Source organism: Solidesulfovibrio magneticus RS-1 (assembly GCF_000010665.1).
GTDB lineage: Bacteria > Desulfobacterota > Desulfovibrionia > Desulfovibrionales > Desulfovibrionaceae > Solidesulfovibrio > Solidesulfovibrio magneticus.
On the sequence record NC_012796.1, the window covers coordinates 4,282,340 to 4,308,807 of the forward strand.

Annotated in this window: 23 protein-coding genes; 11 read left to right on the forward strand and 12 right to left on the reverse strand. The window is 66.9% G+C overall.

Going from position 1 to position 26,468, the window contains the following annotated elements:
- Window positions 1-7: 7 nt before the first annotated feature.
- The 3 genes from DMR_RS17715 to DMR_RS17725 all read left to right on the forward strand — a co-directional run bounded on the left by DMR_RS17715 (window position 8) and on the right by DMR_RS17725 (window position 4,671).
- Complete coding sequence (locus DMR_RS17715; RefSeq protein WP_015862416.1) at window positions 8-685, forward strand: response regulator transcription factor; 678 nt, start codon at window positions 8-10, stop codon at window positions 683-685.
- A complete protein-coding gene (locus DMR_RS17720; RefSeq protein WP_015862417.1) occupies window positions 672-2,051 on the forward strand; it encodes a sensor histidine kinase in 1,380 nt (459 codons plus the stop codon). The genes DMR_RS17715 and DMR_RS17720 overlap by 14 nt, the downstream gene beginning before the upstream one ends.
- Before the next feature lie 751 nt (window positions 2,052-2,802).
- Window positions 2,803-4,671: a methyl-accepting chemotaxis protein gene (locus tag DMR_RS17725; RefSeq protein ID WP_232502825.1), complete on the forward strand. Its 1,869-nt coding sequence runs from the start codon at window positions 2,803-2,805 to the stop codon at window positions 4,669-4,671.
- A 208-nt stretch (window positions 4,672-4,879) separates the two neighbouring features.
- Here the strand turns inward: DMR_RS17725 and DMR_RS17730 are convergent, their stop codons facing one another.
- Window positions 4,880-5,218 (reverse strand): winged helix-turn-helix transcriptional regulator, encoded by a 339-nt coding sequence (locus DMR_RS17730; RefSeq protein WP_015862419.1) that lies wholly within the window; start codon window positions 5,216-5,218, stop codon window positions 4,880-4,882.
- Between the two features lie 92 nt (window positions 5,219-5,310).
- On the opposite strand from DMR_RS17730, the gene DMR_RS17735 reads away from it, so the two are divergent.
- The 3 genes from DMR_RS17735 to DMR_RS17745 are packed head-to-tail and all read left to right on the forward strand — an operon-like array spanning window position 5,311 to window position 6,714.
- Complete coding sequence (locus tag DMR_RS17735) at window positions 5,311-5,646, forward strand: nuclear transport factor 2 family protein (protein WP_015862420.1); 336 nt, start codon at window positions 5,311-5,313, stop codon at window positions 5,644-5,646.
- Window positions 5,637-6,416: an SDR family oxidoreductase gene (locus tag DMR_RS17740; RefSeq protein WP_015862421.1), complete on the forward strand. Its 780-nt coding sequence runs from the start codon at window positions 5,637-5,639 to the stop codon at window positions 6,414-6,416. Before DMR_RS17735 ends, DMR_RS17740 begins: the two co-directional genes overlap by 10 nt.
- A gap of 10 nt (window positions 6,417-6,426) precedes the next feature.
- On the forward strand, window positions 6,427-6,714 hold the full coding sequence (locus DMR_RS17745; RefSeq protein WP_043601034.1) for a DUF1330 domain-containing protein: 288 nt from the start codon (window positions 6,427-6,429) through the stop codon (window positions 6,712-6,714).
- A gap of 237 nt (window positions 6,715-6,951) precedes the next feature.
- Here DMR_RS17745 and uppS read toward each other — a convergent pair whose 3' ends face one another.
- From uppS to DMR_RS17785, 8 genes are all read right to left on the reverse strand, one after another.
- Window positions 6,952-7,626: a polyprenyl diphosphate synthase gene (uppS, locus tag DMR_RS17750; protein ID WP_232502938.1), complete on the reverse strand. Its 675-nt coding sequence runs from the start codon at window positions 7,624-7,626 to the stop codon at window positions 6,952-6,954.
- A 47-nt stretch (window positions 7,627-7,673) separates the two neighbouring features.
- The gene (gene frr / locus DMR_RS17755; protein WP_015862423.1) at window positions 7,674-8,228 is read right to left on the reverse strand and encodes a ribosome recycling factor; all 555 of its coding nucleotides are present in this window, start codon (window positions 8,226-8,228) and stop codon (window positions 7,674-7,676) included.
- 1 nt (window position 8,229) lies between these two features.
- Window positions 8,230-8,952, reverse strand: a complete 723-nt coding sequence (gene pyrH, locus DMR_RS17760; RefSeq protein WP_006919013.1) for a UMP kinase — start codon at window positions 8,950-8,952, stop codon at window positions 8,230-8,232.
- 306 nt (window positions 8,953-9,258) lie between these two features.
- The gene (gene tsf, locus DMR_RS17765; RefSeq protein WP_015862424.1) at window positions 9,259-9,861 is read right to left on the reverse strand and encodes a translation elongation factor Ts; all 603 of its coding nucleotides are present in this window, start codon (window positions 9,859-9,861) and stop codon (window positions 9,259-9,261) included.
- A 12-nt stretch (window positions 9,862-9,873) separates the two neighbouring features.
- On the reverse strand, window positions 9,874-10,650 hold the full coding sequence (gene rpsB, locus DMR_RS17770) for a 30S ribosomal protein S2 (RefSeq protein WP_015862425.1): 777 nt from the start codon (window positions 10,648-10,650) through the stop codon (window positions 9,874-9,876).
- Between the two features lie 154 nt (window positions 10,651-10,804).
- Complete coding sequence (locus tag DMR_RS17775; RefSeq protein ID WP_015862426.1) at window positions 10,805-11,578, reverse strand: fumarylacetoacetate hydrolase family protein; 774 nt, start codon at window positions 11,576-11,578, stop codon at window positions 10,805-10,807.
- 16 nt (window positions 11,579-11,594) lie between these two features.
- Window positions 11,595-13,250 (reverse strand): ribonuclease J, encoded by a 1,656-nt coding sequence (locus DMR_RS17780; protein ID WP_015862427.1) that lies wholly within the window; start codon window positions 13,248-13,250, stop codon window positions 11,595-11,597.
- Entirely contained in the window at window positions 13,247-13,960 is a 714-nt protein-coding gene (locus tag DMR_RS17785) for a lysophospholipid acyltransferase family protein (RefSeq protein WP_015862428.1), read from the reverse strand. Before DMR_RS17785 ends, DMR_RS17780 begins: the two co-directional genes overlap by 4 nt.
- A gap of 204 nt (window positions 13,961-14,164) precedes the next feature.
- Here DMR_RS17785 and DMR_RS17790 point away from each other — a divergent pair, with 204 nt between their 5' ends.
- The 5 genes from DMR_RS17790 to DMR_RS17810 all read left to right on the forward strand — a co-directional run bounded on the left by DMR_RS17790 (window position 14,165) and on the right by DMR_RS17810 (window position 20,794).
- The gene (locus DMR_RS17790; RefSeq protein WP_015862429.1) at window positions 14,165-14,560 is read left to right on the forward strand and encodes a response regulator; all 396 of its coding nucleotides are present in this window, start codon (window positions 14,165-14,167) and stop codon (window positions 14,558-14,560) included.
- Between the two features lie 138 nt (window positions 14,561-14,698).
- The gene (locus DMR_RS17795; protein ID WP_015862430.1) at window positions 14,699-15,007 is read left to right on the forward strand and encodes an isoamylase early set domain-containing protein; all 309 of its coding nucleotides are present in this window, start codon (window positions 14,699-14,701) and stop codon (window positions 15,005-15,007) included.
- Between the two features lie 185 nt (window positions 15,008-15,192).
- Window positions 15,193-17,001, forward strand: coding sequence for a glycosyltransferase (locus tag DMR_RS25640; RefSeq protein ID WP_015862431.1), 1,809 nt, complete (start codon window positions 15,193-15,195; stop codon window positions 16,999-17,001).
- Complete coding sequence (locus tag DMR_RS17805; protein WP_015862432.1) at window positions 16,998-19,646, forward strand: glycosyltransferase; 2,649 nt, start codon at window positions 16,998-17,000, stop codon at window positions 19,644-19,646. Before DMR_RS25640 ends, DMR_RS17805 begins: the two co-directional genes overlap by 4 nt.
- Window positions 19,643-20,794, forward strand: coding sequence for a cytidylyltransferase domain-containing protein (locus DMR_RS17810; RefSeq protein WP_232502826.1), 1,152 nt, complete (start codon window positions 19,643-19,645; stop codon window positions 20,792-20,794). The genes DMR_RS17805 and DMR_RS17810 overlap by 4 nt, the downstream gene beginning before the upstream one ends.
- 336 nt (window positions 20,795-21,130) lie before the next feature.
- On the opposite strand, the gene cobT is transcribed toward DMR_RS17810, so the two are convergent.
- The 3 genes from cobT to DMR_RS17825 form a co-directional block, all read right to left on the reverse strand.
- A complete protein-coding gene (gene cobT, locus DMR_RS17815; RefSeq protein WP_015862434.1) occupies window positions 21,131-22,195 on the reverse strand; it encodes a nicotinate-nucleotide--dimethylbenzimidazole phosphoribosyltransferase in 1,065 nt (354 codons plus the stop codon).
- Window positions 22,196-22,280: 85 nt separating this feature from the next.
- Window positions 22,281-24,905 carry a WD40/YVTN/BNR-like repeat-containing protein gene (locus tag DMR_RS17820; RefSeq protein ID WP_015862435.1) on the reverse strand — a complete coding sequence of 875 codons (2,625 nt, stop codon included), beginning with the start codon at window positions 24,903-24,905 and terminating at the stop codon, window positions 22,281-22,283.
- A gap of 158 nt (window positions 24,906-25,063) precedes the next feature.
- Window positions 25,064-26,392 carry an ATP-dependent 6-phosphofructokinase gene (locus tag DMR_RS17825; RefSeq protein ID WP_015862436.1) on the reverse strand — a complete coding sequence of 443 codons (1,329 nt, stop codon included), beginning with the start codon at window positions 26,390-26,392 and terminating at the stop codon, window positions 25,064-25,066.
- Window positions 26,393-26,468 lie beyond the last annotated feature (76 nt).

Consider the following 26,468-nt stretch of genomic DNA (forward strand, 5'->3'; position numbering starts at 1 on the left):
AATCATCATGCGCGTACTCATCGTGGAAGACGACCTGGACGCTGCCGCCTATCTGGTCAAGGGACTCAAGGAATCGGGCTATGTGGTGGACCATGTGGCCGACGGCCGCGAGGCCCTCTACCGCGTGGCCGCCGAGACCTACGACGCCTGCGTGGTCGACCGGATGCTGCCCGGCGTTGACGGGCTGACCATCGTCAAGACCATGCGCTCGGCCGGCAACGCCGCCCCGGTGCTCATTCTTTCGGCCCTGGGCGACGTGGACGACCGGGTCAAGGGCTTAAAGGCCGGCGGCGACGACTATCTGGTCAAGCCCTACGCCTTTGCCGAGCTGCTGGCCCGGCTGGAGGCCCTGCTGCGCCGGGGCCGCTCCGACGCCCCGGACACCATGCTCAAGGTGGCCGACCTGGAAATGGATCTGGTCGGCCGCACCGTGCGCCGGGCCGGCCGGCCCATCGAACTCAAGCCCAAGGAATTCGCCCTGCTCGAATACCTCATGCGCCACGCCGGCCATGTGGTCACCCGCACCATGCTGCTGGAAAACGTCTGGGACTATTCCTTCGATCCCCAGACCAACGTCATCGACGTCCATGTGAGCCGCCTGCGCCAGAAGATCGACAAGGGCCACGACAAGCCGCTTCTCTCCACCATCCGCGGCGCCGGGTACAGCCTGCGTGATAGCCACTAAGATCCTGCGTTCCTCCACCCTGCGCCTGTCCATCCTGCACATGGCCGCCTTCGGCCTGTCGGTGCTGGTGCTGTTGTGGTTCATCTATTCGTCCACGGCCGGTTTCATGGAACGCCAGACCGACGAAACGATAAACGCCGAGATCCAGGGGCTGGCCGAACAGTACAGCCAGCTCGGGCTGACCGGGCTTATCCGCGTCATCAAGTCCCGCGTGGCCAAGGACAAGGCCGGATCGAGCGTCTATCTCCTCACCGACTGGAAATTCAATCCCCTGGCCGGCAACCTGCCCGACTGGCCCAAGTTCAAGGACACCGGCTCGGGCTGGTTCGACGCCACCCTGGAGGACACCGAGAACTTCGAGCCGCGCCGGGTGCGGATGCGCTACTTCCTGCTGCCCGGCAACTTCCATCTGGTGGTCGGCCGCGACGTGTCCGAGCGGGTCAAGGTGGAACGGCTCATCGTCGACGCGCTCATCTGGGGCATGCTCCTCACCGTCGTTCTCGGCGGGGCCGGGGGCGTGTTGACCAGCCGCTGGATGCTCAAGCGCATTGACGTCATCACCAAGGCCAGCCGGGAAATCATGAACGGCGACCTCAGCCGCCGCATCCCCACCCGGGGGGCCGGCGACGAATTCGACCGCCTGGCCGAAAACTTGAACGCCATGCTCGACCAGATCGGCCGGCTCATGGACGGCGTCAAGCAGGTCTCCAACAACATCGCCCACGACCTGCGCGGCCCCCTAAACCGCATCCGCTCGGGCCTGGAAATCACCCTGTCCCGGCCCCAGGAGCCCGAGGCCTGCCGCCAGGCCCTGGAACGGGCCATCACCGAGATCGACGGGCTGCTGCAAACCTTCAACGCGCTTTTAACCATCGCCCAGGCCGAATCCGGGGCTCGCCGCCAGGATTTCACCGACATCGACCTGACGAGCCTGGCCGCCGACGCCGCCGAACTCTACGAGCCCGTGGCCGAGGAGGCCGGCCTGTCCCTGGAAGTGGACCTCGCCCCCCAGGTGACCGTGCCCGGCAACCGCCACCTGCTCTCCCAGGCCCTGGCCAACCTCCTGGACAACGCCGTCAAATACACCCCCGACGGCGGCCGGGTGACCCTGTCGCTGACCTCCGGCCCGGCCGGCCCGGAACTGACCGTGGCCGACACCGGCCCGGGCATCCCCCCCGAACACCGCGAATTCGTCCTGGAGCGCTTTACCCGCCTGGAATCGAGCCGCAATACCCCGGGCAGCGGCCTGGGCCTGTCCCTGGTCGCCGCCGCCGCCGGCCTGCACCAGGCCGAGTTGCGCCTGGGCGACAACAGCCCCGGTCTTCGCGTCACCCTGGCCTTCCCGGCCGGCCGCGCCAAAAGTTAAATTATCGTTCATCCTACGGCCATTCCCGTTTCACGTCCCACTCCTATACAGTAGCCATCGAACGAGGCGGAAACGCCCGGGCGAGACACCCAAGACAAAACCCTCAGCCTTGTTTCGCCATACCGGATGGCCCCTCCCATCCTCAGGCGGTCCCAAGGACGCTCTCCCCCTCCTTGAACGAAGCCCCCGCTCCCCGGCGGGGGCTTCCTTTTTTGGGTAGAACGAAAAACGAATTCTAAGCTGGAATTCATGGAGCGGCCATGGCCGTTTCATGGGCCGGGACTATCTCTTCAATCAACGGCAGACGGCCACCCCCTCCGGCCCCTGCACTTGCCGCCAAACACACGGCCCCCGGGGCGGTCCCCTCCCGCAACCGGAAGCCTGTTCTCCCCCTCCTCGACAGCGAAACCCCCGCTCCCCGGCGGGGGTTTCCTTTTGTCCAACCCGTCGCCGAATTCATCCCCCCTCCATGCCGTTTTCATGATCCGGCCTTATTTGTGTTTTGACGGCCCAGGCCACCCCTCAGGCCCGGACGTCAACGCCGTCCCGGCAGGCAACCGGCAAACGGCGTGACCGCACATGCTCTCCTCCCTCCTTGAAAGGCCCCCGCTTCCCCGGCGGGGGCCGCCTTTTTGTAATGCCGCGCCCTCTTGTTCCCGACCACGCGTTGCCATGTTCTGGCCTTTCCCGTAGTGTTCCAACCAGACTTATCCTTCTCCAACCTGCGACATGCTGCGTGCGGAGGCCTTTCGTGGCTGTACAACCTTCCGGTTCCGGCGGCGCGTTTGGCGTCTTGCGCCGTTTCTCCCTCTCCTGGCGCTTTGTCCTGTTGCTGGCGCTTTTCGCCCTGTTCACGGCCGGCATGATCCTCACGTTCTCCCGCGAGCTCCAGCGTCTTGAAGACCACACCGTCTCCGCCGCCCAGGACATCATGCTGCAAGGCGAACGGCAAAAGCTGGCCGTTGCGTCCAACGGCATGGCCCAGGCCATTGCCGCCATCGTCAAAGATGTGCCGGATAAGGAAAAGCGCTACGACATCATCCGCAACATGGTCGATGCCTTCCGCTTCGAGGACGACAAGTCCGGCTACTTTTTCGTCTACCAAGGCACGGTCAACATCGCCCTGCCGCCAAACAAAGCCAATCAAGGCAAGGATCTGGGCGACGTCAAAGACAAGAACAACGTCTATTTCGTCCGCGAACTCGCCAAAGCCGCCGCCGCCGGTGGCTTCGTGGAATACGTCTTCCCCAAGCCCGGGGCCGGCGACCAGCCCAAACTCGCCTACGCCATCGCCATCCCCGGCACCGACCTCTGGCTCGGCACGGGCGTGTACATCGACAACGTCGACCGCACCAAGGCCGCCATCAAGGCCGACAACGCCGCCCGCATCCGCGACGCCCTGACCGCCATCGCCGTGGCCTGCGGCCTGGGCCTGGCCATCCTCATCGGCCTGTGCCTCGTCATCATGGCCTCCGTCACCGGCCCCATCCGCCAGACCACCCAGGCCGCCATGCAGTGCGCCGCTGGCGACCTGTCCGTGCGCCTGGACGCCGTCGGCAACGACGAAGCCGCCCGGATGCAGGTCGCCCTCAACGCCATGGTGGCCACCCTGCGCGACAACATGGCCGCCATCGAAACCAAGACCAAGGAAGCCGAGGAAAAGGCCCGGGCCGCCGAGGCCGCCACCCGACTGGCCGAGGACGCCACCCGCAAGGCCGAACAAGCCCGGGCCGAAGGCCTGGCCCACGCTGCCGCCCGTTTGGGCGGCGTGGTGTCCGTCGTCGATTCCACCTCGGCCGAGTTGGCCACCCGCATCGCCGAATCCAGCCAGGGAGCTGAAGACCAGTCCCGGCGCATGGCCGAAACAGCCACGGCCATGGAAGAAATGAATGCCACCGTCCTGGAGGTCGCCAGAAACGCCTCGTCCGCTTCGCAGACCGCCGAGACGGCCCGCTCCAAGGCCGTGGACGGCTCGGGCGTGGTGGAAGAAGTGGTGGCCGCCATCGGCGCGGTGGAGCGCCAGGCCCAAAGCCTCAAGGCGGATATGGGGGCGCTGGGCAAGCAGGCCCAGGACATCGGGGCCATCATGAACGTCATCTCCGACATCGCCGACCAGACCAATCTGCTGGCCCTAAACGCCGCCATCGAGGCCGCCCGGGCCGGCGACGCCGGACGCGGCTTCGCCGTGGTGGCCGACGAGGTGCGCAAGCTCGCCGAAAAGACCATGACCGCCACCAAGGAAGTCGGCGACGCCATCCGCGGCATCCAGGACGGGGCCCGGCGCAACGTCGGCAATGTGGACGCCGCCGCCGGAGCCGTGGAAAAGGCCACCTCCCTGGCCGCCGCCGCCGGCGAGGCCCTGGCCAGCATTGTCACCCTGGTGGAAAACGCTTCCGATCAGGTGCGCTCCATCGCCACGGCGGCCGAACAGCAGTCCGCCACCAGCGAGGAAATCAATCGATCGGTGGAAGCCGTCAGCGCCACGGCCGAGGCCAGCTCCCGCACCCTGGCCGACGCCTCCCGAGCCGTGGCCGAACTGGCCGGCCAAACCCAGGAACTGGCCGCGCTCATGGAAGAACTCGAACGCGAAGGCCGCGCCGCCCCCCGGGCGCTGACGTAACCGGCAGGGCGCTGCCCTGCACCCGGCAGGGCGCTGCCCTGCACCCGCCGGGCGCTGCCCGGACCCGCACGGGCGCTGCCCGTGACCCGCCGGGGGGCTAAGCCCCCCGGACCCCCTGGCCGTCTGTGGCGGGCGGAGGAACCACAAGCGAGTGGGATAGGCACGGGAAGCGGAGGGGCGCGCCGCGCGGGCCTTGATCGTCTCGCCGTCAGCCGGCGTCGGCCTCGGGGCGTTGCTCGGCCCAGAACAGCAGCGCGTCCAAGGCCGGACACAAAGCCTGGCCCCACTCGGTCAAGCGATACTCCACCTTGGGCGGCGTCTGGGGATACACTTTTCGCGACACCAGGCCGTCCGCCTCCAACTGCCGCAACTGCTGGGCCAACATCTTCTGGGATATCCCCGGAATAAGCCGCTCCAAGTCGCTATAGCGCTGCACCTGCCCGCCAAACAGGTGAAACAGGATCAGCAGTTTCCAGCGGCCTTCCAGCAAATGCAGGGTCTTTTCGACATCCTCGGCCGCCGTCACGACCGTATACACTTTCCTCATGGTGAGTCGCTCACTTTTCCGTGCGTTCTTGAAGAAGCGCCCCGGCGGGCTTACTGGTCTCCATCATCCCAGAACACAAAACGAGGCCCGCCATGCCAAGCCCTCTCCCCCAACCCGTGGCCGACTATTTCGCGGCCAGCAACGCCTCGGATTTACTTCGGCTCGAACGCTGTTTTGCCGATAACGCCGTGGTGCGCGACGAAGGCCGGGAACACCACGGCCCCAAGGCCATCGCCGACTGGCACGCCCAAACGAAACAGCAATACCGCTATAAAACCGAAGTCCTCGACAGCCGGGGCCACAGCGACGCCGTGACCGTCAAGACGCGGGTCGCCGGCGACTTCCCCGGCAGCCCCGTCGAGCTGGAACAGCGTTTTTGCCTGTCGCCCGAGGGCATCACAGCACTGGAGATCAAACCATGTCAATGAACCTGGAACTGGCCGGAAAACGCGCCCTGGTGACCTCCGCCACCAAAGGCATCGGCGCGGCCGTCGCCCAAGCCCTCCGGCAGGCCGGGGCCGACGTGCTTGCCGTCGCCCGGACCCGGCCCGAGAGCTTGTCCCCGGACGCCTTTGTCGCCGCCGATCTGACGACCCCCCAAGGCTGCGCCGACCTCGCCCGGGCCGTGGCCGAACGGTGGCAGGCCGTCGATGTCCTGGTCCATGTGCTCGGCGGTTCCTCGGCCCCGCCTGGCGGCTTCGCCGTCCTGGACGACGAGGTCTGGCAACGGGAACTCGACCTGAACCTCATGGCCGCCGTGCGCCTCGACCGCGCCCTGCTCCCGGCCATGATCACCCAGGGCTCCGGCGTCGTCATCCACGTGACCTCCATCCAGGACCGTCTGCCCTTGCCCGATTCCACCACCGCCTACGCCGCCGCCAAGGCCGCCCTGTCCACCTACAGCAAAAGCCTATCCAAGGAACTCGCCCCCAAGGGCATCCGCGTCGTGCGGGTGTCGCCCGGCTGGGTGGAGACCGAAGCCGCCGTCGCCCTGGCCCATCGCTTGGCCGACCAAGCCGGCACGGACTACGAGGGTGGCAAACGGATCATCATGCAGGCTCTGGGCGGCATCCCCCTGGGCCGGCCGGCCAAGCCAGCGGAGGTGGCCAACCTCGTCGTCTTCCTGGCTTCCCCCCTGGCCGCCGCCATCACCGGAACCGAGTATGTCATCGACGGCGGAACCATTCCGACCGCATAAAGGAGACCCCATGCCCGCGTATTTGCTCTTCATTCGGGAACGGCTGCGGGACCAGGCACAGTACGCCGTTTACAAGGACACGGTCCCGGCCGCCATGCAAGGCCATGACGCCACGGCTCGCGCCGTCTACGGCTTGTGCGAAACCCTGGAAGGTCCCGAGGCCCAAGGCGTCGTCATCCTGGAATTCGCCTCCATGGCGGCGGCGCGCGACTTCTACCACAGACCGGCCTACCAGGAGGCAAGCCGCGCCCGACACCTGGGCTGCGACTACCGCGTCATCCTGACCGAAGGCCTCTAACCGGCAGGGCGCTGCCCTGCACCCGCCGGGCGCTGCCCGGATCCGCCGGGGGGATAATCCCCCCGGACCCCCTGGCCGTCTGTGGCGGGCGGGGTAACCACAAGCGGGTGGGATAGGCGCGGATACGCGGTTGACGCCGTGCGCCGCCGCAAAAAACGGGGCCGTTGATGCCGCCGGCCAACGCCGGGAGCGTCAACGGCCCCAAAGTTTTCCTGTCCCGGGTCGCCCGGGAAAAAACTAGGCTTGGATCTGTTCGCCGGTCAGGCCGAAACGGCGCGTGCGATTGCAGTAGTCGGCGAGGATGGCGTCAAGACAGGCCGGGGTGAAGTCCGGCCACAGCGTCTCGGGAAAAGCAAATTCGCTGTAGGCCGACTGCCACAGCAGATAGCCGGACAGACGCATCTCGCCGCTGGTGCGGATGATGAGGTCAGGGTCGGGCTGGCCGGCGGTGTAGAGCTCGGCGGCCAGGGCCTCCTCGGTGACGGCCTCGGAAGCCAGGCCCTTGGCCGCCAAACGGCGGCAGGCCCGCAGGATCTCCTCGCGCCCGGAATAGTTGAGCGCCAGATTGAGCGTCATGGCCTCGCAGTGGGCCGTCTTGGCGATGACCCGGGACAACACCGTGCGCGCGGCCAGGGGCAGCTCGTCCAGCTCGCCAAGCACCTTGAAGCGGATGGACTGGGCCAAAAGCGTGTCGAGTTCCTTGGTCAGAAAACGCACGAGCAGGTCGAAGAGGAATTTGATCTCGTCGGCCGGCCGGCCCCAGTTTTCCTTGGAGAAGGTGTAGAGCGTCAGGTGTTCGATGCCGAGCTCGCGACAGCGCGTGACGATACCCCGGGCCGACTCCACGCCGGCCCGGTGTCCCTCGCTGCGCGGCAGCCCGCGCATGGTGGCCCAGCGGCCGTTGCCGTCCATGATGACGGCCACATGCCGGGGCAACGGAAGCTTCTGGACGTCCAGGGCTAGATCTCCATGATTTCCTTTTCCTTCTTGGAAAAGGCCTCATCGGTTTTGACGATGTAGTTGTCGGTGAGCTTTTGCACGTCGTCCTGGCCCTTGCGCTGATCGTCCTCGCTGATGGCCTTGTCGTTCTTCTTTTTTTTCAGCAGCTCGTTGGCGTCGCGACGCACGTTGCGCATGGCCACCTTGGCTTCCTCGACGTACTTCTTGGCCACCTTGACCAGATCCTTGCGGCGGTCCTCGGTCAGAGGCGGAATGGAAATACGGATGATCTTGCCGTCGTTGACCGGCGTCAGTCCCAGGCCCGACTTGAGGATGGCCTTTTCGATGTCGGCAAAGGCCTTGCGGTCCCAGGGCTGGATGGTGATGGTGCGGCTGTCGGGGGTGGCCACCGAGGCCAGCTGGTCGAGCTGGGTCGCGGTGCCGTAATAGTCCACGCGCACGCCGTCGAGGAGCGAAGTCGTGGCCCGTCCGGTGCGCAGACGGGAGAACTCCTTGTCCAGGGCGGCCAGCGCCTTTTTCATCCGATCTTCAGCGTCCTTGAGCACGGTCTGCATGTTATTGGCCTCCTTTGACGACGGTGCCGACAGGTTCGCCGGCCAGCACCCGGCTCAGATTTCCAGCGGTAAACATATTAAAGACCACGATGGGCATGTTGTTGTCCATGGCCAAGCTGATGGCCGTGGTGTCCATGACCCGCAGCCGCTTTTCCAGCACGTCCATGTAGGTCAGCTCGTCGAATTTCACGGCGTCGGCGTGCTTGGCCGGGTCCTTGTCATACACGCCGTCGACCTTGGTGCCCTTGAGGATGGCCTCGCTTTTGAGTTCCATGGCCCTAAGCGCCGCGGCCGTGTCCGTGGTGAAATACGGATTGCCCGTGCCGGCGGCGCAGATCACCACCCGGCCCTTGTCCAGGTGGTGCAGGGCGCGGCGGCGGATGTAGGGCTCGCAGACCTCGCGCATGGTGATGGCCGACATGACGCGGGTGGACAGTCCCTGCTTCTCCAGGCCCTCCTGCACGGCCAGGGCGTTTAACACCGTGGCCAGCATCCCCATGTAGTCGGCCGAGGACCGATCCATGCCGGCGGCCTGCTCCGAGACGCCGCGAAAAATGTTGCCGCCGCCGATGACCAGGGAGATCCTGGCCCCCTTTTCGGTTGCCGACACGATCTCCCGGCAAAAATTCGTGATGGTCTGGTTGTCGATGCCAAACGGCCGGCCGCCAGCCAACGCCTCGCCGCTGATCTTAAGCAAAACCTGGGAAAACCGCAATTTCGACATGGGACGTCTCCTGAAGGGGAAGGGTGTCGGTCCATGGCCGGCCAGGGCCGGACGCGCGGCGACGCGGGATGCCCCCCGTCTGACGCGCCGGTTAGCCACAGGCCGCCTCCGGGCCATCCGCCCCCTCCCGAACAGACGACGACCGTTGGCGGCGTGTCCGACGGGGCAAGGCGTCGCCCGCCCGGTCGGGCGGTTGCGCCATCTTGCCCGCATCGGGCCGCGATGCAAGCGAAACCCTGGCGGGTTCGCCCTGCGACTCAAAAAAAACGGGCCTTGCGGCCCGTTTAAGCATTGGTGCGTGGCCGCCTAGGCGTCCTCGCCCAGGGCCATGCGGCTAAAGCGTCCGATCTGGACGTTCTCGCCGATGACGCCGACGAGTTCGTTCATCAGGTCCTTGATGGTGACCTTGTCGTCTTTGATAAACGGCTGCTCCAACAGGCAGATTTCCTTGTAGAGCTTCTTGACCCGTCCATCGACGATCTTCTCGGCGATGGCTTCGGGCTTGCCCTCTTCCATGGCCTGGTTCTTGAAGATCTCGCGTTCCTTGGCCAGCAGGTCGGCCGGCACTTCCTCGGGGGTCACGCACACCGGGTTGGCCGCGGCGATCTGCATGGCCACGTTTTTCGCGAACTCCAGGAAGCGCTCGGAGCGGGCGACGAAGTCGGTCTCGCACTTGATCTCGACCATGACGCCGAGCTTGCCGTTGGAGTGGATGTAGGAGCCGATCACCCCTTCCGAGGTGGCGCGGCCGGCACGCTTCTGGGCCTTGGACAGCCCCTTCTCGCGCAGCCAGGCAACAGCCTTTTCTTCATCGCCGTTGCACTCGCCAAGAGCCTTCTTGCAATCCATCATGCCCGCGCCGGTCTTGTCGCGCAGGGCCTTCACGCTGGCAGCGGAAATAGCCGACATGGGGGAATCCTCCTACTCGCCGGTGGTTTCGGTAGCGGTTTCGGCTTCATCGACCGGGGCGGCTTCGGGCTTTTCGTCCTTGTCCGCAACCGGCTCGACGTCCTTGTTCTGGGCAGCGCCTTCCATGCAGGCTTCCGCGATGCTGGCGGCAAAAAGCTTGATGGCCCGGATGGCGTCGTCATTGCCCGGGATCACGTAGTCGATGACGTCGGGATCGCAGTTGGTGTCCACCACGGCCACGATGGGGATGCCGAGCTTGCGGCATTCCTGCACGGCGATCTCTTCGCGCTTGGGGTCGATGATGAACGCGGCCTGGGGCAGGCGATCCATGTGCTTGATGCCGCCCAGGTTATCGTTGAGCTTGGCCACTTCGCGGCCCATCATGACGATTTCCTTTTTCGGAAAGCGCTTGATGGAGCCGTCCTCGAACATGCGTTCGAGGGTCTTCATGCGGTCGATGCTCTTTTTGATGGTCTGGAAGTTGGTGAGCATGCCGCCCATCCAACGGTTGGTGACGGAAAACTGGCCGACGCGCTCGGCTTCCTTTTTCACCGACTCCTGGGCCTGGCGCTTGGTGCCCACGAAGATGACCCGGCCGCCGCCGGCGACGACGTTGGAAATGAAGTCGTGGGCCTTCTGGTACAGCTTGACGGTCTGCTGCAGGTCGATGATGTGAATGCCGTTTCTGGCCCCGAAGATGAACGGGCGCATCTTGGGGTTCCAGCGACGGGTCTGGTGCCCGAAGTGGACGCCGGTCTCAAGCAGTTGCTTCATGGTAACGTAAGGCATGGGAACTCCTTGGGTTTTCCCTCCGCCCCGAAATTTGGGCCGGACCATCCGGCACCCAGGATTGGCTCGCGGGGCGTGCGTGTTTGGAGAACTGCGGCTTGTAGTCCGCTTTTCTCGAAAAGGCAAGCGCCCGGACGGCCCGGACGCGAACTTCCTACTGCAGGGGCGCGGCCTCGCCTTCGGCCCGCACCGGGTTGATGAGCACCCCCACCCCGTCGATCTCCACCCGGGCCTCGTCGCCAGGGGTAAGCGGACACGGCCTCGCCGGCGAACCGGCCAGGATCACGTCGCCGGGCAGAAGGGTCATCACCGAGGAGACGAAGCTCACCAGCTCGAAAGGCCCCACGGCCATGTCGGCGCAGGACCCCGTCTGCACGGTCTGGCCGTTTATGAGCAGGCGCAGGGTCAGGCTCGCCGGATCGCCGAGCTCGGTCTCGATCCAGGGGCCGATGGGGGCGAAGGTGTCGTAGCCCTTGGCCCGGCCCAGGGTCTCGTCGCGCTGGCGCAGGTCCACGGCCGTGACGTCGTTGGCGCAGGCCAGGCCGAAAAGATGCTTGGGCACGTCGGCCGGAGCCACGTTGCGGCAGGCCCGGCCCATGACCAGGGCCAGCTCGCATTCGGCCTCGACCCGGGCCGAGGCCCGCGGCAGCACGATGGCCTGGCCCGAACCGATGACGGCCGAGGGCGGCTTCAAGAAGAGCATGGGCCCGTCGGACGGGTCGCGTCCCATCTCGCGCAGCCGGTCGCGGAAATTGCCGGCGGCGCAGACCACCTTGGAGGGCGTCACCGGGGCCAGCACCGCCACCTCGGCCAGGGGGATGGGCGCGTCCAGGCCAAGGGTCTTGTCCAGGCAGCGCACGGCGTTTTGCTCCATGAGCAGCTGGGCATAAAAGGCGGCGTCGCCATGGCGCACCCGCAAGACCTTCATGAACGGTTCTCCCGCGTCACAGGGTGATGACCAGGGGCACGACCACCGGGTCGCGTTCCAGGATCTTGCGGAAAAACCGCCGCAAGGCGGAGCGGATGCGCTCCTTGAGCAGATCGGACTGGCCGGGCGGCACGTTTTCGTAGATGTCGAGCACGATGCATTTGGCGTCTTCCAGCACGTGGCTGTAGTGCTGTTCGAAGACGAACCCCTTGGACAGGATGTTGGGGCCAAAGGTCAGCTCGCCGGATTTCTCGTCCACCACCAGCACCACGATGACCAGCCCCTCGCCGGCCAAGAGCTGGCGTTCCTTGAGCACGGTGACGCCCACGTCGCCCACGCCCTTGCCGTCGACATAGATGTGCTCCACCGGGATGGCGTCCTCCAGGCGGATGAGGCCCTCGGCGAAGGTCACGGGCTGGCCGTCCTCGATGACCAGGGCCCGTTCCGGGGCCACGCCGCAGGACACGGCGATGCGGGCGTGCTTGACCAGATGGCGGTATTCGCCGTGGATGGGAATGAAAAACTTGGGCGAAACGGTCTTGAGCATGAGCCGCAGCTCGTCGGCATGGGCATGGCCCGAGGCGTGGATGGCCTGGACCCGCTCGTAGAGCACCTCGGCCCCGAGCTTGTAGAGGCGGTTGATGAGCCGGGTGATGGCCCGGATGTTGCCCGGAATGAAGCGCGAGGACAGGATGACGGTGTCGCCTTTTTGGATCTTCACCTGCCGGTGTTCGCCGTAAGCCAACCGGGACAGCGCCGAGAGCGGCTCGCCCTGGGAGCCGGTGACCAGCAGCACCACCTGTGCGTCGGGCAGACTGGCCAGTTCCTCAAGGGTCGCCTCGGTTCCGGGAGGGACACGAAGGTGTTTCAGTTCCCGGGCGATCTCGATGTTGGTGAAAAGGCTCTTGCCCGAGACCGCCACCTTGCGGCCGGTGGCGTGGGCCAGATCGTAGATCTCCTGCATCCGCTGGATGTGGCTGGAAAAAAGCGTCACCACGATGCGGCCGGAACAGGTGGCGAAAATATCGCCCAGGGCGGCCTTGATCTCGCGCTCGGTGAGCGCGAACCCCTCGCGCTCGGCGTTGGTGGAGTCGGAGAGCAGCAGCATGGCCCCGTCCCCGGAAAACCGCTTGATGGCGTCGAGGTCGGTGGCGTGGCCGTCCAGGGGATTGCGGTCGATCTTGAAATCCCCGGTGTGGACGATGCGCCCGGCCGGAGTTTCGATGCCCAGGGCAAAGCCGTGGACGATGGAGTGGCACACCGGAAAGAAGGTGACCTTGAAATCGCCCAGGGTCACCGTGTCGCCGGCCGAAACCGGCACGCAGGTGGTGAATTCCTTAAGCCCGTGCTCTTCGAGCTTCTTGCCGGCCAGGGCCAGGGTGAAACTTGAGGCGTACAGCGGCGCGTCGCAGCTGCGCATGAGCCACGGCAGCGCGCCGATATGGTCCTCGTGGCCGTGGGTCAGCACGATGCCTTTGAGTTTGTCGCGGTTTTGCAAAATGAAATCGAAACGCGGAATGACCACGTCGATGCCGAAAAGGGAGTCGTCGGGAAACATGAGTCCGCAGTCCACGACGATCATGGAATCGCCGGAAACCAGGGCCATGCAGTTAAGCCCGATTTCGCCGAGGCCGCCCAAGGGATAGAGGGTCACGGCGGGGGAGCCTGTCATGCGCGCATCTCCTGATAGGCCGCGTCCATGCGGTCCCAGAGGTCGTTTTTGAAATTTTCACGCTCCTTGAGCGTATACAGGGCGGCGGCGTCAAAGGGGGGCAGGGCCCGCAGCCGCACCACGCCCGGGGTCAGCCGGCGGCCGTGCTTGGGCAGCACGCCCCCGGACCCCTCAAGCACCAACGGGGCCACCTGGGCCTGGCACTTGAGCGCCACGATCATGCCGCCGGTCTTAAAATCCTGGAGCTTGGAATAATCCATGGACCGGGTGCCTTCGGGAAAGACCAACAGGCCGATCCCCCGGGAAACAAGGTCGACGGCTTCCTGAATGGATTCCATGGCCTTGCGCCGGTTGCCCCGGTCGATGGCCACATGGCCCATGCGGCGCATGGCCGGGCCGAAGACCGGAATCTGAAACAGGCTCTCCTTGGCCAGGAAACGGAAGTTCCAGCCCGACAGCGCGGCGAAGAGGATCGGGATGTCCATGTGGCTTTGATGGTTGGCCATGAAAATGTACGCTTGGCCGGGATCAAGGGCCGACAGGTCGGCTTCGATCCGGATGCCGGCCGCCCCCACGAGGCTTTTGGCCCACAGGCACTCCAGAAAATGGGACACCCGGCCGTCGCGGCCCAGGCGCGCGGTCAGCCAGCACAGGCTGGAAAAAAACAACGTCAGCGGCACAACCGCCAGTTTGAACAGCACAGCTCGCATAGACGCATCCGTTTGACGAAGGAAAAGGGCCGCCCCGCGACGGGGCTGGCCGGGCCGCCTGCCATCCTAGTGCCCTGCGCCGAAAAAATCCAGCCTTGCGGTGCGCCCGCCGGGTATTGCCGGCCGGCCTTGCGTCGCCAACGCTTTTTTGGCATCACATGAACCGGATTGCCTGTTCAGGCGGACCGATTGCAAGGGGGCTCCATGAAAATTCTCATCGTGGACGATGACCAGCTCTCGCAGATCACCCTGCGGGCCACCCTGGCCCCATTTGGCGAGTGCGTCTGCGCCGGCAACGGCCGCGAGGGCGTGGATCTTTTCACCCTGGCTCTGGACGACGGCAAGCCGTTTGCCGTCGTCTTCATGGACATCCAGATGCCGGTCATGGACGGCCACGCCGCCCTAACCGCCATCCGGGAACTGGAGCGCGCCCGCGCCGTGGCCCCGGGCCAGGAAGCCAAGGTCGTGATGATCACCTGCCATGATGACGTCAAAAACGTGGCCACTTCGTTTTTCCGGGGCAACGCCACCTGCTATTTCACCAAGCCCCTGCATCTGGCCGCCATGGTGGAAACGCTCAAAAAGGAATCCGTGCTGTAGTTTGGCAGTGTGACGCGATCTTCCCAAAAAAGATTTTACTTCGCCGCCTGGAGGGGGTACCTCCTGGCCTATGCCTCCACATTGCGCCGTGCCGCCGGCCGTCCAGTCGGCATGGAGCCGTCGCCCCAAGGAGAGAATATGTCGCTGAAAAAAAAGCCGCTCAAAAGCAAGCCCGTGTGCAAGGTGACATTCGCCTTGACCAAGGAACAGGCCAAGAACGCCTCCGGCGTCCATCTTGTCGGCGAATTCAACGACTGGGACGTGGCCGCCGCGCCCATGCGCCGCCAGAAGGACGGCTCGTTTTCCGCCACCCTCGACCTGCCCGCCGGCCGCGAATACCAGTTCCGTTATCTGATTGACGGAGAAGTCTGGATCAGCGACCCCGAGGCCGACAAATACGCCTTCAGCCCCTTTGGCGACTGCGAAAATTCCGTGGTCGTGGTCTAGCCGCGTCCCCTGGGAAATACGGCCGCCGGTTTCCGGGAAAGCAGTATGCTCGCGGCCAGGCAGCGCCAAGCGCCCGCTGTGGCGTAAGGACCTGACGGGCCTGTGGCGGGGAGAGCCGGAACCGAGGGCTTGCGGCCGCCAGGACACTACGCCAGCGACACGAACCGGGGCCGGACACGGGCCGGGTGGATTTCCGACACAGGACGGCAACCGGCCAGGCCAGCCACGGCGGCCGGACGCCCAAACGGGCCAAACCGCTCAAACGTCTCGCCAAGGCCCGCCGGGCGCGGGACAAACCTCCCCCAGCCATGGCCGCCCGGATACGCAACGTCTGCCTCATCCACTCCTCCTTGGGCCCGGCCTTTGCCGGGCTGGGCATCGCCGCAACCAATCTCGACCCGCCGGCCGGCGTCGTCAGCCTGCCGCAGCTCCTGGCCGGACTGCCCGAGCCGCCGGACTGCGTCATCCACCAGGAGCACCTGGGCAAACGGGTCATCCTGACCGATGTCGAGGCCGCCCCATGCCCGATCCTTTTCTGGGCCCGCGATCCGCACCTCAATGGCTTCTGGCAACGCCATTATGCCCGGCTTTTTGACGCCGTCGCCTCCACCCAGCCCCAGCAGCAGGCCGTCCCTTTGTCCGAAGCCGGATTGCCACGCACGGCCTGGATCACCTGGAACGGCACGGTTCGGCCCTTTGTGCCCTTTGCCGACCGCCGCCACGAGCTGGCCTTCGTGGGCCGCATCACCCCCCATCGCCGCCGCCGGACCTGGTTCGCCGAACATCTGGCCGCCGCCGGGCTTGTCCCCTGCCAGGACGCCCACGGCCCGGCCCTGGCCGCCGTCTACGACGACGCCCGGGCCTGCCCCAACGAGTGCATCGCCGGCGAAGTCAACCAACGGCTGTTCGAAGCCGCTTCCAGCGGCTGCCCGCCGGTGACCGAACGCCAGCCGCCCGGCGTGGAGACGCTGTTCGTCCCGGGACGCGAGGCGCTGTACTACGGCGACGTGCTGGAACTCGACGAGCATATTCGCTTCCTGGCCGGCCATCCCGAAGCGGCCGAGGCCATGGGCCGGGCCGCCCACGCCGCCGTGGCCGACCGCCACCTGCCCCGCCACCGGGCCCAGGCCCTGCTTGCGCTGGCCGAGGCAGCCGCCGCCTCGCCGGGCAGACCGGCCGCCGGCCCCCAGGCCCGGGAGGCCCTGGCCCTGACCCTTTTCGCCCTGTGGCGGGCGGAGCATCTGCCCCTTGGCGCCCCGGAAATCTGGGAACGCCTGTCTGCCGCCCCGCCCACGCCCGCCGTGGCCGCCGCCCTGCTCCACACCGCCGCCGGGCTGGGCAGCCGGGATCTCTACGCCCACCTGGCCGGAGCCTGCCTGGCCCGGCCGGATCTGCGGGCAACCCCCCATGTGGCCGCCGTGGCCTGCCTGGCCGGCTACCGGCTTGGCGACCCCGAGGCCGCCCGCCGGGCCTACGCCGCCTTTGTGGGCGCGACCGGCAAGGCCCGGGCCGCCCGCCTCGACGACCCCTTCGACGCCCTGGTCTTTTTCGCCGCCGCCCTGGAAGGCGACAACCGCGACGCCGCCCCGGGCACGACCTTTGACCCCAAAAAGCTTGTGCCGGACAACGCCGCCGAATGCCTGATCGCGGCCAAGCTGCTGCGCCCCGAGGCCCTGGAGCCCGACCGCCGGCTGGCCGCCATCCTGCGCCGCCATCCCGGCTCCCAGGCCGAACGGGTGGGCTTGCTCTCCAATCTCTCCCTTCACCGCCCCGGCGACTGGTCCCTGGGCCTGGAACTGGCCCTGGCCAATCTGGCCGCCTTTCGCCGCGAGCCAGGCGTCGAGGAAGCCCTGGTCGCCGCCGAGGCGGCCATGGCCCAAGGGCAGGCGGCCCGGTTCGCCCGCCGGCTGGCCGCCGCCGATCCGGCCGGACGCCTGGCCGCCGTCCTGGCCGGGCGCGGCATGGCCCTGCCCGCCGCGCAGGATGGGCCATGACCAGACCCCTTCGCGTGGTCCACTTCTCGGCCTCGCCCCTGGCCGGGATGCCCCTGCGGCTGGTTCGCGCCCAGGCCCGCCATGCCGGCCTGGACGCCCGGCTGATCGAACCCGTGGATTTCGGCCTCTTCGGCCGCGACGTGGTCCTGGCCGACGACCCCGCCGCCGCCCTGGCCCTGGCCGAGACCGCCGATATCCTCCATCTGCACAATTACCTTGACCTGACCTCGACCACCTTTTCGCCCATCGACTTCGCCGCCCTGGCCAAACGCGGCGCGGCCGTGGTGCGGCAGTTCCACAGTACCCCGGCCCTGGTGGCCGGAACCATGGGCATTGCCGTCCAGGCCCTTTTAGCCGATCCCCTGCCCGCCCTGGTCATTGCCCAGTATCCCGAACGGCTCTACCCGCGCGCCCTTATCGTCCCCAATTTCGTGCCCGAGGACGAACCGAAATATCAGCCGGCCGACGCGCCGCCGGCCGTGGACGTCTTTTTCAGCCACACCAAGGCCGTGGGGGCCTTCGAGGACCGCTGGAACACCAAGGCAGCCCCCGAGGTCCGGGCCTTGCTGGCCCGGCTGGCCCAGGAGCGCGGCATAACGGCCGACGTGGCCACGGGCGTTCCCCTGGCCCAGGCCCTGACCCGCAAACGCCGCTCGCGCGTCGTCATCGACGACCTGGCCAGTGGCAGCTACCATCTGACGGGCCTGGAAGGGCTGGCCATGGCCAAGCCCGTGCTGTCCTTTCTCGATGGCCGCTGCCTGGAGCTGTTGGCCGCCTTTGCCGGCACGCCGCGCTGCCCCTTTTTAAACGTGCGTCTGGAAGAAGCCGGGCCGGTCATTGCCGGGCTGCTGGATGATCCCGCCGCCGCCGAGGACCTGGGGCTGGCCGGCCGGGACTGGCTGATGCGCCATTTTTCCGCCAAAACCCGGGTGGAACACTATGTCGCGGCCTATGCGCGGCTCCTGGCCGATCCGGCTTCGGTACGCCGCCAGCCGGAATTGTCCCTGGACGGCCCGGGCCAGCGCTTTTTCGCCGTCGCCCTGCCCGAAGCCGTCCAGGCCGGCCGCCGGGCGGACCATCTGGCGGCGACCGGCCACCCTTGGCCGCCCTTTGCTTCCGGCCGGAATTATGTCCCCTGGCGGTATTCGAAAAAAAGCCACTTCGCGGCCTTTTCGCCGCCGCCGGAACTCGTTTTCCGCGATGCCGGCCTGGCCGATCTCAAATACTACCAGCACCAGCTCGCCTGGCAGGTGCTTTACGCCTCGTTGCCCGAGGGAGCGCGAGTGCTGGAGATCGGCGGCGGCGTCTCGCCCCTTGGGCAGGCCCTGGCCCGGCGCTTCGACTACACCAACCTCGATCCCCTGGCCGGGGCCGGCAATGGTCCGACCGCCGTGCCTGCCGACCAGCCCGGCCGGCTGGTGCGGGCCGGGCTAGGAGATTTTTCCCCCCAATTGCCGGATGGCGCTTTCGACGCCGTGATCTCGGTCTCGGCCCTGGAACACGTGCCCGAGGACCCGGACGCCTGGCGGGCCATGGCCGGGGATCTGGCCCGTCTGGCCAAGCCCGGGGGCTTGCACCTCCACCTCTTCGACGTGGTGGCCAAGCCGGACAGCAACTGGACAAGCGGTTTTCTGCCCTACCTGCTGGCGCGTCTCGGCCGGCGAGACGAACTGGCCGCCTTTGGCGACGCCCTGGCCGACCCGGACTGGCACTTTCTTTCCGAGGCGGCCTACCAGCGCAACTGGCGGCCCATCACCGGCGTCCCCTTCGCCGCCTTCGGCCGGGCCTTTTCCTGGAACCTGTTTTTTACGGCCGAGGAACTGCCGCCCCAGCCCCCGGCGGCCGACGCCGCCGGCCATGCCCCGGCCGTCCACGTCGCCCGCGACGCGGCCACCACCCTCGGGCTGCCGGAAATCCTCTCCCGCAGGCCGCTGCCGGCCATCGGGCTGGTCACGCCGTCCCTCAATCAGGCCCCGTTTCTGGCCGCAGCCCTGGACAGCGTACTGTCGCAAAACTACCCCAACCTCGCCTACGTGGTCCTGGACGGCGGCAGCCGCGACGGCTCACCAGCCCTCATCCGCCGCCAAGCCCGCCATCTGGCCGGCTGGCGCTCCCGACCCGACGCCGGCCACTATCCGGCCGTGGCCGAAGGCCTGGCCGGCAGCCACGCCGACATCCTGGGCTGGCTCAACGCCGACGATCTGCTCCACCCCCTGGCGCTTTTCAAGGTCGCCGACGCCTTCCTGTCCGACCCCGCCGCCGGCTGGATCACCGGCCGGCCCACCGCTTTCGACGCCGCAGGCAGACTCGACTGGGTGCGGCCCGACCTGCCCGAGTGGTCGCCGGATATCTTCTACGGCGGCGACTTCCGGGCGTTTATCCAGCAGGAGAGCACATTCTTTTCGCGGCAGTTGTGGCTGGCGGCCGGCGGCGGCTTCGATCCCGCCTTCCCCCTGGCCGGGGATTTCGAGCTGTGGCTGCGCTTTTTCGCCCGCGCGCCCCTGGTCGTCGTGGACAGGCTCCTTGGCGGCTACCGTCGCCACGGGGCCAATCGGGCCGTGATCGGTTACGAGCAATACCTGGGCGAGGCACGGGCCGCCCTGGACAAGCACCGGGCCGCGCTTTGGCCCGACAAGGAAGGATGAGCGCCATGCGCATCGGCGCGTTGGTTCCGGCCCGCATGGGCTCCAAGCGGTTGCCCGGCAAGAACATCATCGAACTCGGCGGCGTGCCGCTGGTCTGCCGTACCCTGGACATACTGCTGCAAAGCGGCGTGTTCGCCGACGTCACGGTGTCCACGGAAAGCCCGGTCGTGGCGGAGCTGGTGCGCTCGCGCTATCCGGCCGGCGAAGTGGCCGTGCTGCCGCGCCCCGAGTCCCTGGCCGGGGATGATGCGCCCTTGCATCTGGTGGCCGAGCACTACGCCGAAAACCGGCCCGACCTCCAGTGGTTGGGCCTTTTCATGCCGACCTTTCCTTTTCGCACGGCCGACCGGCTGCGTGAAGCCGCCGCCGCCATCCACACCGGCCACGCCCTGCGCGTCCAGGCCGTGCGGCCCGAACAGCACTGGGACCGCGACTACTTCTACCCTGCGGCCGGCGGCTTTGCCCCGGTTTTTGCCGGCTTTCCCAATCTGCTGCGGTTTTCTTCCACGAGCTACATGCTCTGGCGGCGGGAAACCCCAAGATTTCAGGCCATGTACATGGGCTACCGTCTGGGCGAACGAGAGTACCGTCTCGACGTCGGTCTGGCCGAAACCCTGGACATCGACGACGCGGCCGATCTGGCCCTGGCCCGGCGCATCCTGGCCGGGGCGCGCTACGGCCTGACTCCGGCGACGACCACGGCGGTGGGTCCCTATTTCGTCCAAACCCCGGCCGGAGCCGACGTGGCCGCGTTTTTGCGCTGGCTGGGGCCGGAACTCCTGGCCGATCCGGCGAGTCCGCCGCTGCTTTTGCAAAAGCCCAGGCCGCCGCTGTTCACGGCCCGGCTGGTGAGCGATCTGCCGGAACTGCATTTCCTCAACCCCGAAGCCAAGGACCACACCTGGTCGCCGCGCTACATCCAAACGGCCAACACCGCCCACTGTCTGCCCATTTACCAGCAAAGCCCGGTGTGGCGGATCATCCCGCGCGACGCCCCCCAGCATCAACCGCCCGAGCCGGTGGATCGAAGCAGTCTTGGCCAGCCGGCTGCTGCGGCCGACCACCTTATCCCGGCTGCACGCGCACGTTTTGTCGCCGACATGGAAGGCGAGGCGTTCTATGAGGGGCCGTATCGGCTGGAGGATTGAAGGCCGGCATCGCCTCCAATGCCAAACGCCGCCCCGGAGCGATCCGAGACGGCGTTGCTGTTTTGGGGGACAGGAAGAACAGCCGAGAACCAGTTTGTTCTTTATCGCTTGCCGCGCAACCAGACGGCACAAGGGTGTCGGGGGCAGCATTGCCCCTGGCCAGGACGCCGGCCGCCGGGGCAGCACCAACAGCCGCCCCAGGCTATGCCGGCAACCAGCCTGTCCCGGCCCACAACCGCCCCCTACCAACGCCCTTTTAAGCAACTTTTCTCATTACAGGGGTCCGGGGGGATCATCCCCCCGGCCGCCGGAGGCATCCTCCATCTTCCCCCTGCCCTACCCTTCGCTCACGCCGGCCGAGGCGAAGGTCGCCATATCATTATAGATATTGCAGGCCGAGCGCATGAGGAACAGGGCCAGGGCCGCGCCGGTGCCTTCGCCCAGGCGCAGGCCAAGATCGAGCAGCGGCTTTTGGCCCAGGGCGGCCATGATCGGGGCGTAGCCCGGCTCGGCCGAGGCGTGGCTGACGACGGCGTAGTCGGCGACTGTCGGGCAGATGGCCCGGGCGGCCACGTAGGCGGCGGTGGAGATGAAGCCGTCCACGGCGATGGGCAGCCGGCAGGCAGCCGCGCCGATGACCAGACCGGCCAGGCAGGCGATTTCCAGCCCGCCCAGACAGGCCAGGACAGCCACCGGGTCGCCGCCGGCCACGACGTCCGCGTGCAGGGCAAGCCCCTTGGCCACGATGGCCGCCTTGCGGCCCACGCCCCCGGCGTCCAGGCCCGTGCCCGGGCCGGTGATCTCGGCCGGGGAAAGGCCGAGATAGGCGCAGAAAAGCGCGGTGGACGGCGTGGTGTTGGCGATGCCCATGTCGCCGGTGCCAAGAGCCCGCACGCCTTCGGCGGCGGCGGCCTCGGCCAGGGACACGCCAAGCAGCAGCGCGCTCTCGCACTGCTCCCGGGTCATGGCCGGGGCCTCGGCCAGATTGGCCGTGCCCGAGGCCACCCGCGCGCCGGCGAACCGGGGATGGGGGGCGAAGGGATCGCCCAGACAGCCGGCGTCCACCACCCGCAAATCGATGCCGGCCGTGGCGGCCAGGACGTTGATGCCCGCGCCGCCGGCCAGAAAATTGGCCACCATCTGGCGGGTGACTTCCTGGGGAAACAGGCTCACGCCCTCGGCGGCCACGCCGTGGTCGCCGGCGCAGACGTAGATGCGGGCCGGGTCCACGACGGGTTTGGCCCCGCCGCCGATGACGAACAGCCGGGCCGCCAGTTCTTCCAGGCGGCCCAGGCTGCCGCGTGGCTTGGTGAGGTTGTCGAGATGGGCCTTGGCCACGGGAAAAAGCGACTGGTCCACCGGCCGCACGGCGGCCAGGACCTCGGACAGAACGCGGGACATGGAGACTCCTTTTGGGGATGCAAAAGCCGGGCGGCCGGAAGGATCGCCTTCCGGCCGCCGATGCTGCCCGTGCCGGGTGCGGACGTCAATTTTGCAGCAACAGCAAATCCACGGCCGGGCCGGCGGCCGTCTTGGCCGGAAGATTGACATGCCAGACGCCCCGGCCGTGGGTGAAGGCGTACAGCCGTTTGGACTGGGATTCAACCACCAGGGACTCGGTAATGACGTTGGCGAAGCCGGTGTTTTCCACGGCCCAGCTGCCCCCGCCGTCGAGGCTGGCGAAGACGCCGAGGTCCGTGCCGACGTAGAGGCGTTTGCGATTGTTGGGATCGACCACCGGGGCGAAGGTCGGCACGTCGGGCAGGGCTGTTGCGCCCGAGCCGGTGATGGTGGTCCAGGTCACGCCGCGGTCCGTGGACTTGCGCACATGGGCCTGACCAAAGTTGGAGCAGGTCATGTAGAGGATGTTGGAATCGCCCGGGTCGAAAGCCAGGCCGGAAACCTGGCCGGCAACCGGCGTGGAGCTGGTCCAGGTAGGCAGGCTGCCGGTCTGCTGGCCGTTTGTGGTGACGTACACATACCCGTTGCTCGTGCCCACGGCCACGATGTTGGCGTTGCCCGGGGCCACGGCCAGGGCACTGACCGTGCCGCTGCCGGCCATATCGTTGCTGGCCTGGGTCCAGGTGGCCGCGCCGTCGGTGGTGCGCCAGACCTTGCGGCCGCCGAGCCACAGGGTGTTGGGATTGTTGGAGTCCATAAGAAAGGGCGTGATGAAGGGAAAGGTGTTTGAGGCGTCGGTGATGCCGGTGGTGGCGGCGCTGAAGTTCGCGCCGCCGTCGGTGGATTTTTGCAGACTCAGGTTGGTGTATTCGCCGTAGAGGATGTTGGTGTTTTGCGGATTGACGGCCACGGCCCCGCCGTCGCCGCCCATAAGCGAGGTCCAGGCGTTGGCTCCGGCGGCGATGGTTCCCCGGGTGGTGCCGTTGTCCTGGGCTCCGCCGAAAAAGGTCCCCCCGCCCGGGTAGACCGCGCCATAGTAGTACTGGGTGATGCCCAGGCCATTGTTGAGGCTCACCCAGGCGACCTGGGAAGATGAGTCGGAGCAGGTCTGGGTGGTGACGCCGGCTTGGGCGTCGTCGGTACGATACAGCCCGCCGTCGTTGCCGCTGTAGAGAATCTTGTTGCTGCCGCCGTTATAGTCGGGATGAAAGACCAGCACATGGTGGTCGGCATGGTTGTAGGCGGCCTTGCTCGTATTGGCCCACCACACCGAGGCCATGCCCCAGCTCGTCCCGCCGTTGTCCGAGCGAAATAGGTCGATGCCGCCGACCCAGACCATGTTGGCATTGGTCGGGTCCACGGCGATGACGTTGTCGTACCAGCCCTGGTTGGCCAGGGTGGTCAGCGTGCCCTCGCACTGGGAGCAAAAAGCCGAGCAGACGTTGGTCAGCAGCATGTTGGAAAGCACGTCGGTCCCGGAGTTGGTGTAGGCCGCCACCCAGGTCGCGCCGCCGTCGACGGACTTGTAGACAGCAAACAAACCGTTTTCCCATTTGGTCTTGGCGTTGGTGGAGGCCAGGGCGTACATGACGCTCTGGTCGCTCTTGGCCACGGCCAGGGAGGTGCGGTCCATGTTGGCGACGCTGAGCACGTTCGACCAGTTCTGGCCGTTGTCGGTAGTGCGGTAGACAATGGCGGCGCTGCCTGGGGCCATGTACGTGCCGCAGGAAGCCACCACCACGTCGGCGCTGGTCACGTCGGTGCGCACCACCATGTCGGTGCAGCCGTTTACACTCTCGGCGTCCACCTTGCGGGTGAAGCTGGCACCGGCGTCGGTGGAGACGTAGATGCCCTTGCGCGTGGCGGCGTAGACCCGGTTGGAGTCGTTGGGGCTCACCACGATCTTGTTGACGTAATAAAAATCTTCGTTGCCCGTGGAGGCCAGCTGGCTCCAACTCGTGCCGGCGTTGGTCGACTTGAAGATGCCGGCCCCGCGCACGGCGTCCACGTTGTAGTAGCCTTCGCCGGTGCCGGCGTAGAGGATGCTGCTGTTTTTGGGGTCCATGGCCATGGAGCACACAGCCAGATTGGACAAGAGATCGGTCAGCGGCGTCCAGGTCGTGCCGCTGTTGACGGTCTTCCAGACGCCGCCGGCCACGCCGCCGAGGTACATGGTGGCCGGGGTGGCCGGATCGATAAGCAAGGAACGCACCCGCCCGCCCACATTGCCCGGCCCCACGCCCGTCCAGCGGCCAAGGGCCTGGCCAAAGGGCGCGTCGGCCTTGGCATCGGCGGCGGAGACAAGTTTGTCGGCTTGGGTGGAAAAGACCGGCATGGCCTGCATGGCCTGCATGGCCTCGACATAGCGCTGGACCGGAATGGCGGTCTGGCCCACGGGAGCGCGTTTCTCGGCAAAAAAGATTTGGGCTTCCCGGGGCTTGTCAAAGCTCTTCTTGGGCTTGGCCCGTTTGCGCTCCATGATCTTGGCCAGGCGGGCCGCCTCGGCCTGGGGATCGAGGGCGGCCAGTTTCTTGGCCTCGGAAATCCCCGGCTTGAAGGCCGGCTCAGGTGCAGGCGCGGCGGTCTGGGCGGCGGGCTTGGCCGCCGGGACCGGCCCCTCGCCCTGGCTGCAGCCCCAAAGTCCGAGCGCCGCGCAGCCGGCGAGCATCAACCAAACAAAGCATGGCCACCTAAGACGTCGACGAGGCATGGCCTCCCTCCCGGGTTGCAGGTTCTTGAAACGACCAAACCCTTCCCGCCGCCAACGCCCCAGGGATGCCCTCGCCCGGGGCCTCGTGTCGCGCTCACGAAAAGCGCACAGGACATATCAAAGAAAAAAACTCTCGTATTTTTTTAAGGGACGCGGCATCAGCCCCCGGCCTGGGCAAAACGTGGCTGGCCCGTGGAATCAAGCACGGCCTGCCAATAGTCCGAGGCGATGTCCACGCGCTTGCGCTCGCCGGTGACGAGCCGCAACGGCACATGGACGAAGCGGTCGTTGACCGAGCCGATCATGAGCCCGGTCTTGCCGGCCATGCCGGCGTGGACGGCCAGACGGCCCAGAAAGCCGCAGTAGACGGCGTCAGCAGTGTTGGCCGGCACGGAGCGGATGATGTAGCTGGGGTCGATGGCCTTGAGCGTGATGGGCAGGCCGGCCGCCTTGCAGTGGGCCTTGATGCGCGCGGCCAGCAGGCCGCAGAAATCGCCGAGCACCGGATTGCCCGAGGGATCGAACCGGCCGGTGTCGTCCACGAGATGCTGCCCGCCGCCCTCGGCCGCCACGATGACGGCATGGCCCCGGGAGCGCAGGCGCTTTTCCAGCACGTCCAGCACCCCGCCCGGCCCGTCCAGGGCAAACAGGTCCTCGGGCACCAGCACCATGTTGACGTGCTTGAGCCCCATGCTGGCCTCGGCGGCGATAAACCCGGACTGCCGGCCCATGAGCTTGACCAGGCCTATGCCGTAGGGCGCGCCCGAAGCCTCGACATGGGCGCAGGCAATGGCTTCGGCGGCCTGCTCCACGGCGGTGGCGAAGCCGAAGGTGCGCGAGACGAAATGGATGTCGTTGTCCACGGTCTTGGGGATGCACACCACCCCCATGGGCAGTTCGCGGGCGGTGATTTCGTCCCGGATGGCCGAGGCGGCGCGCATGGTGCCCACACCGCCGATGAAGACGCAAAAGCCGATGCCCAGGCGCTCCATGGCGTCCACGATCTCGTCCACGGCCTGGGGACCGCGCGAGGAGCCCAGGATGGTGCCGCCGAATTCGTGGATCTCGGCCACGGCGTCCGGGGTCAGTTCCATGACGTCATGGCGACAGGCCGGGATGAAGCCGCGCAGGCCGTAGCGGATGCCCAGCACGGCGGCCACGCCGTAGTGGTGGTGGGCCTCCATGACGATGGAGCGGATGACGTCGTTGATGCCCGGGCACACGCCGCCGCAAGTGACCACGGCCACCTTGGTCTTGTGGGGCGAGAAAAAAAGCTGGCGGCGCGGGCCGGCCTCCTCGAAAAAGACCGGCACGGTCTCGGGATCGGCCAGATTCTGCCGGCTTATGCCGACCAGCACCCCGGACTCGTCTTCAATAAAGGCCCCGGAACACTTGGGGCTGTCGCAGGCGGCCTGGCCGAGCTGGGGCACGGCCGCGTCGGCCGGGGTGAGGCGTTCGATCAGGGCGGCGTCCTGGGTGTTGCGCATGAGGACTCCTTGCGGCACAAATACGCGTTGGGCGATTATTCCGGTCGTAGCCTTTTGCCCGGTTCCCGGCAACCGG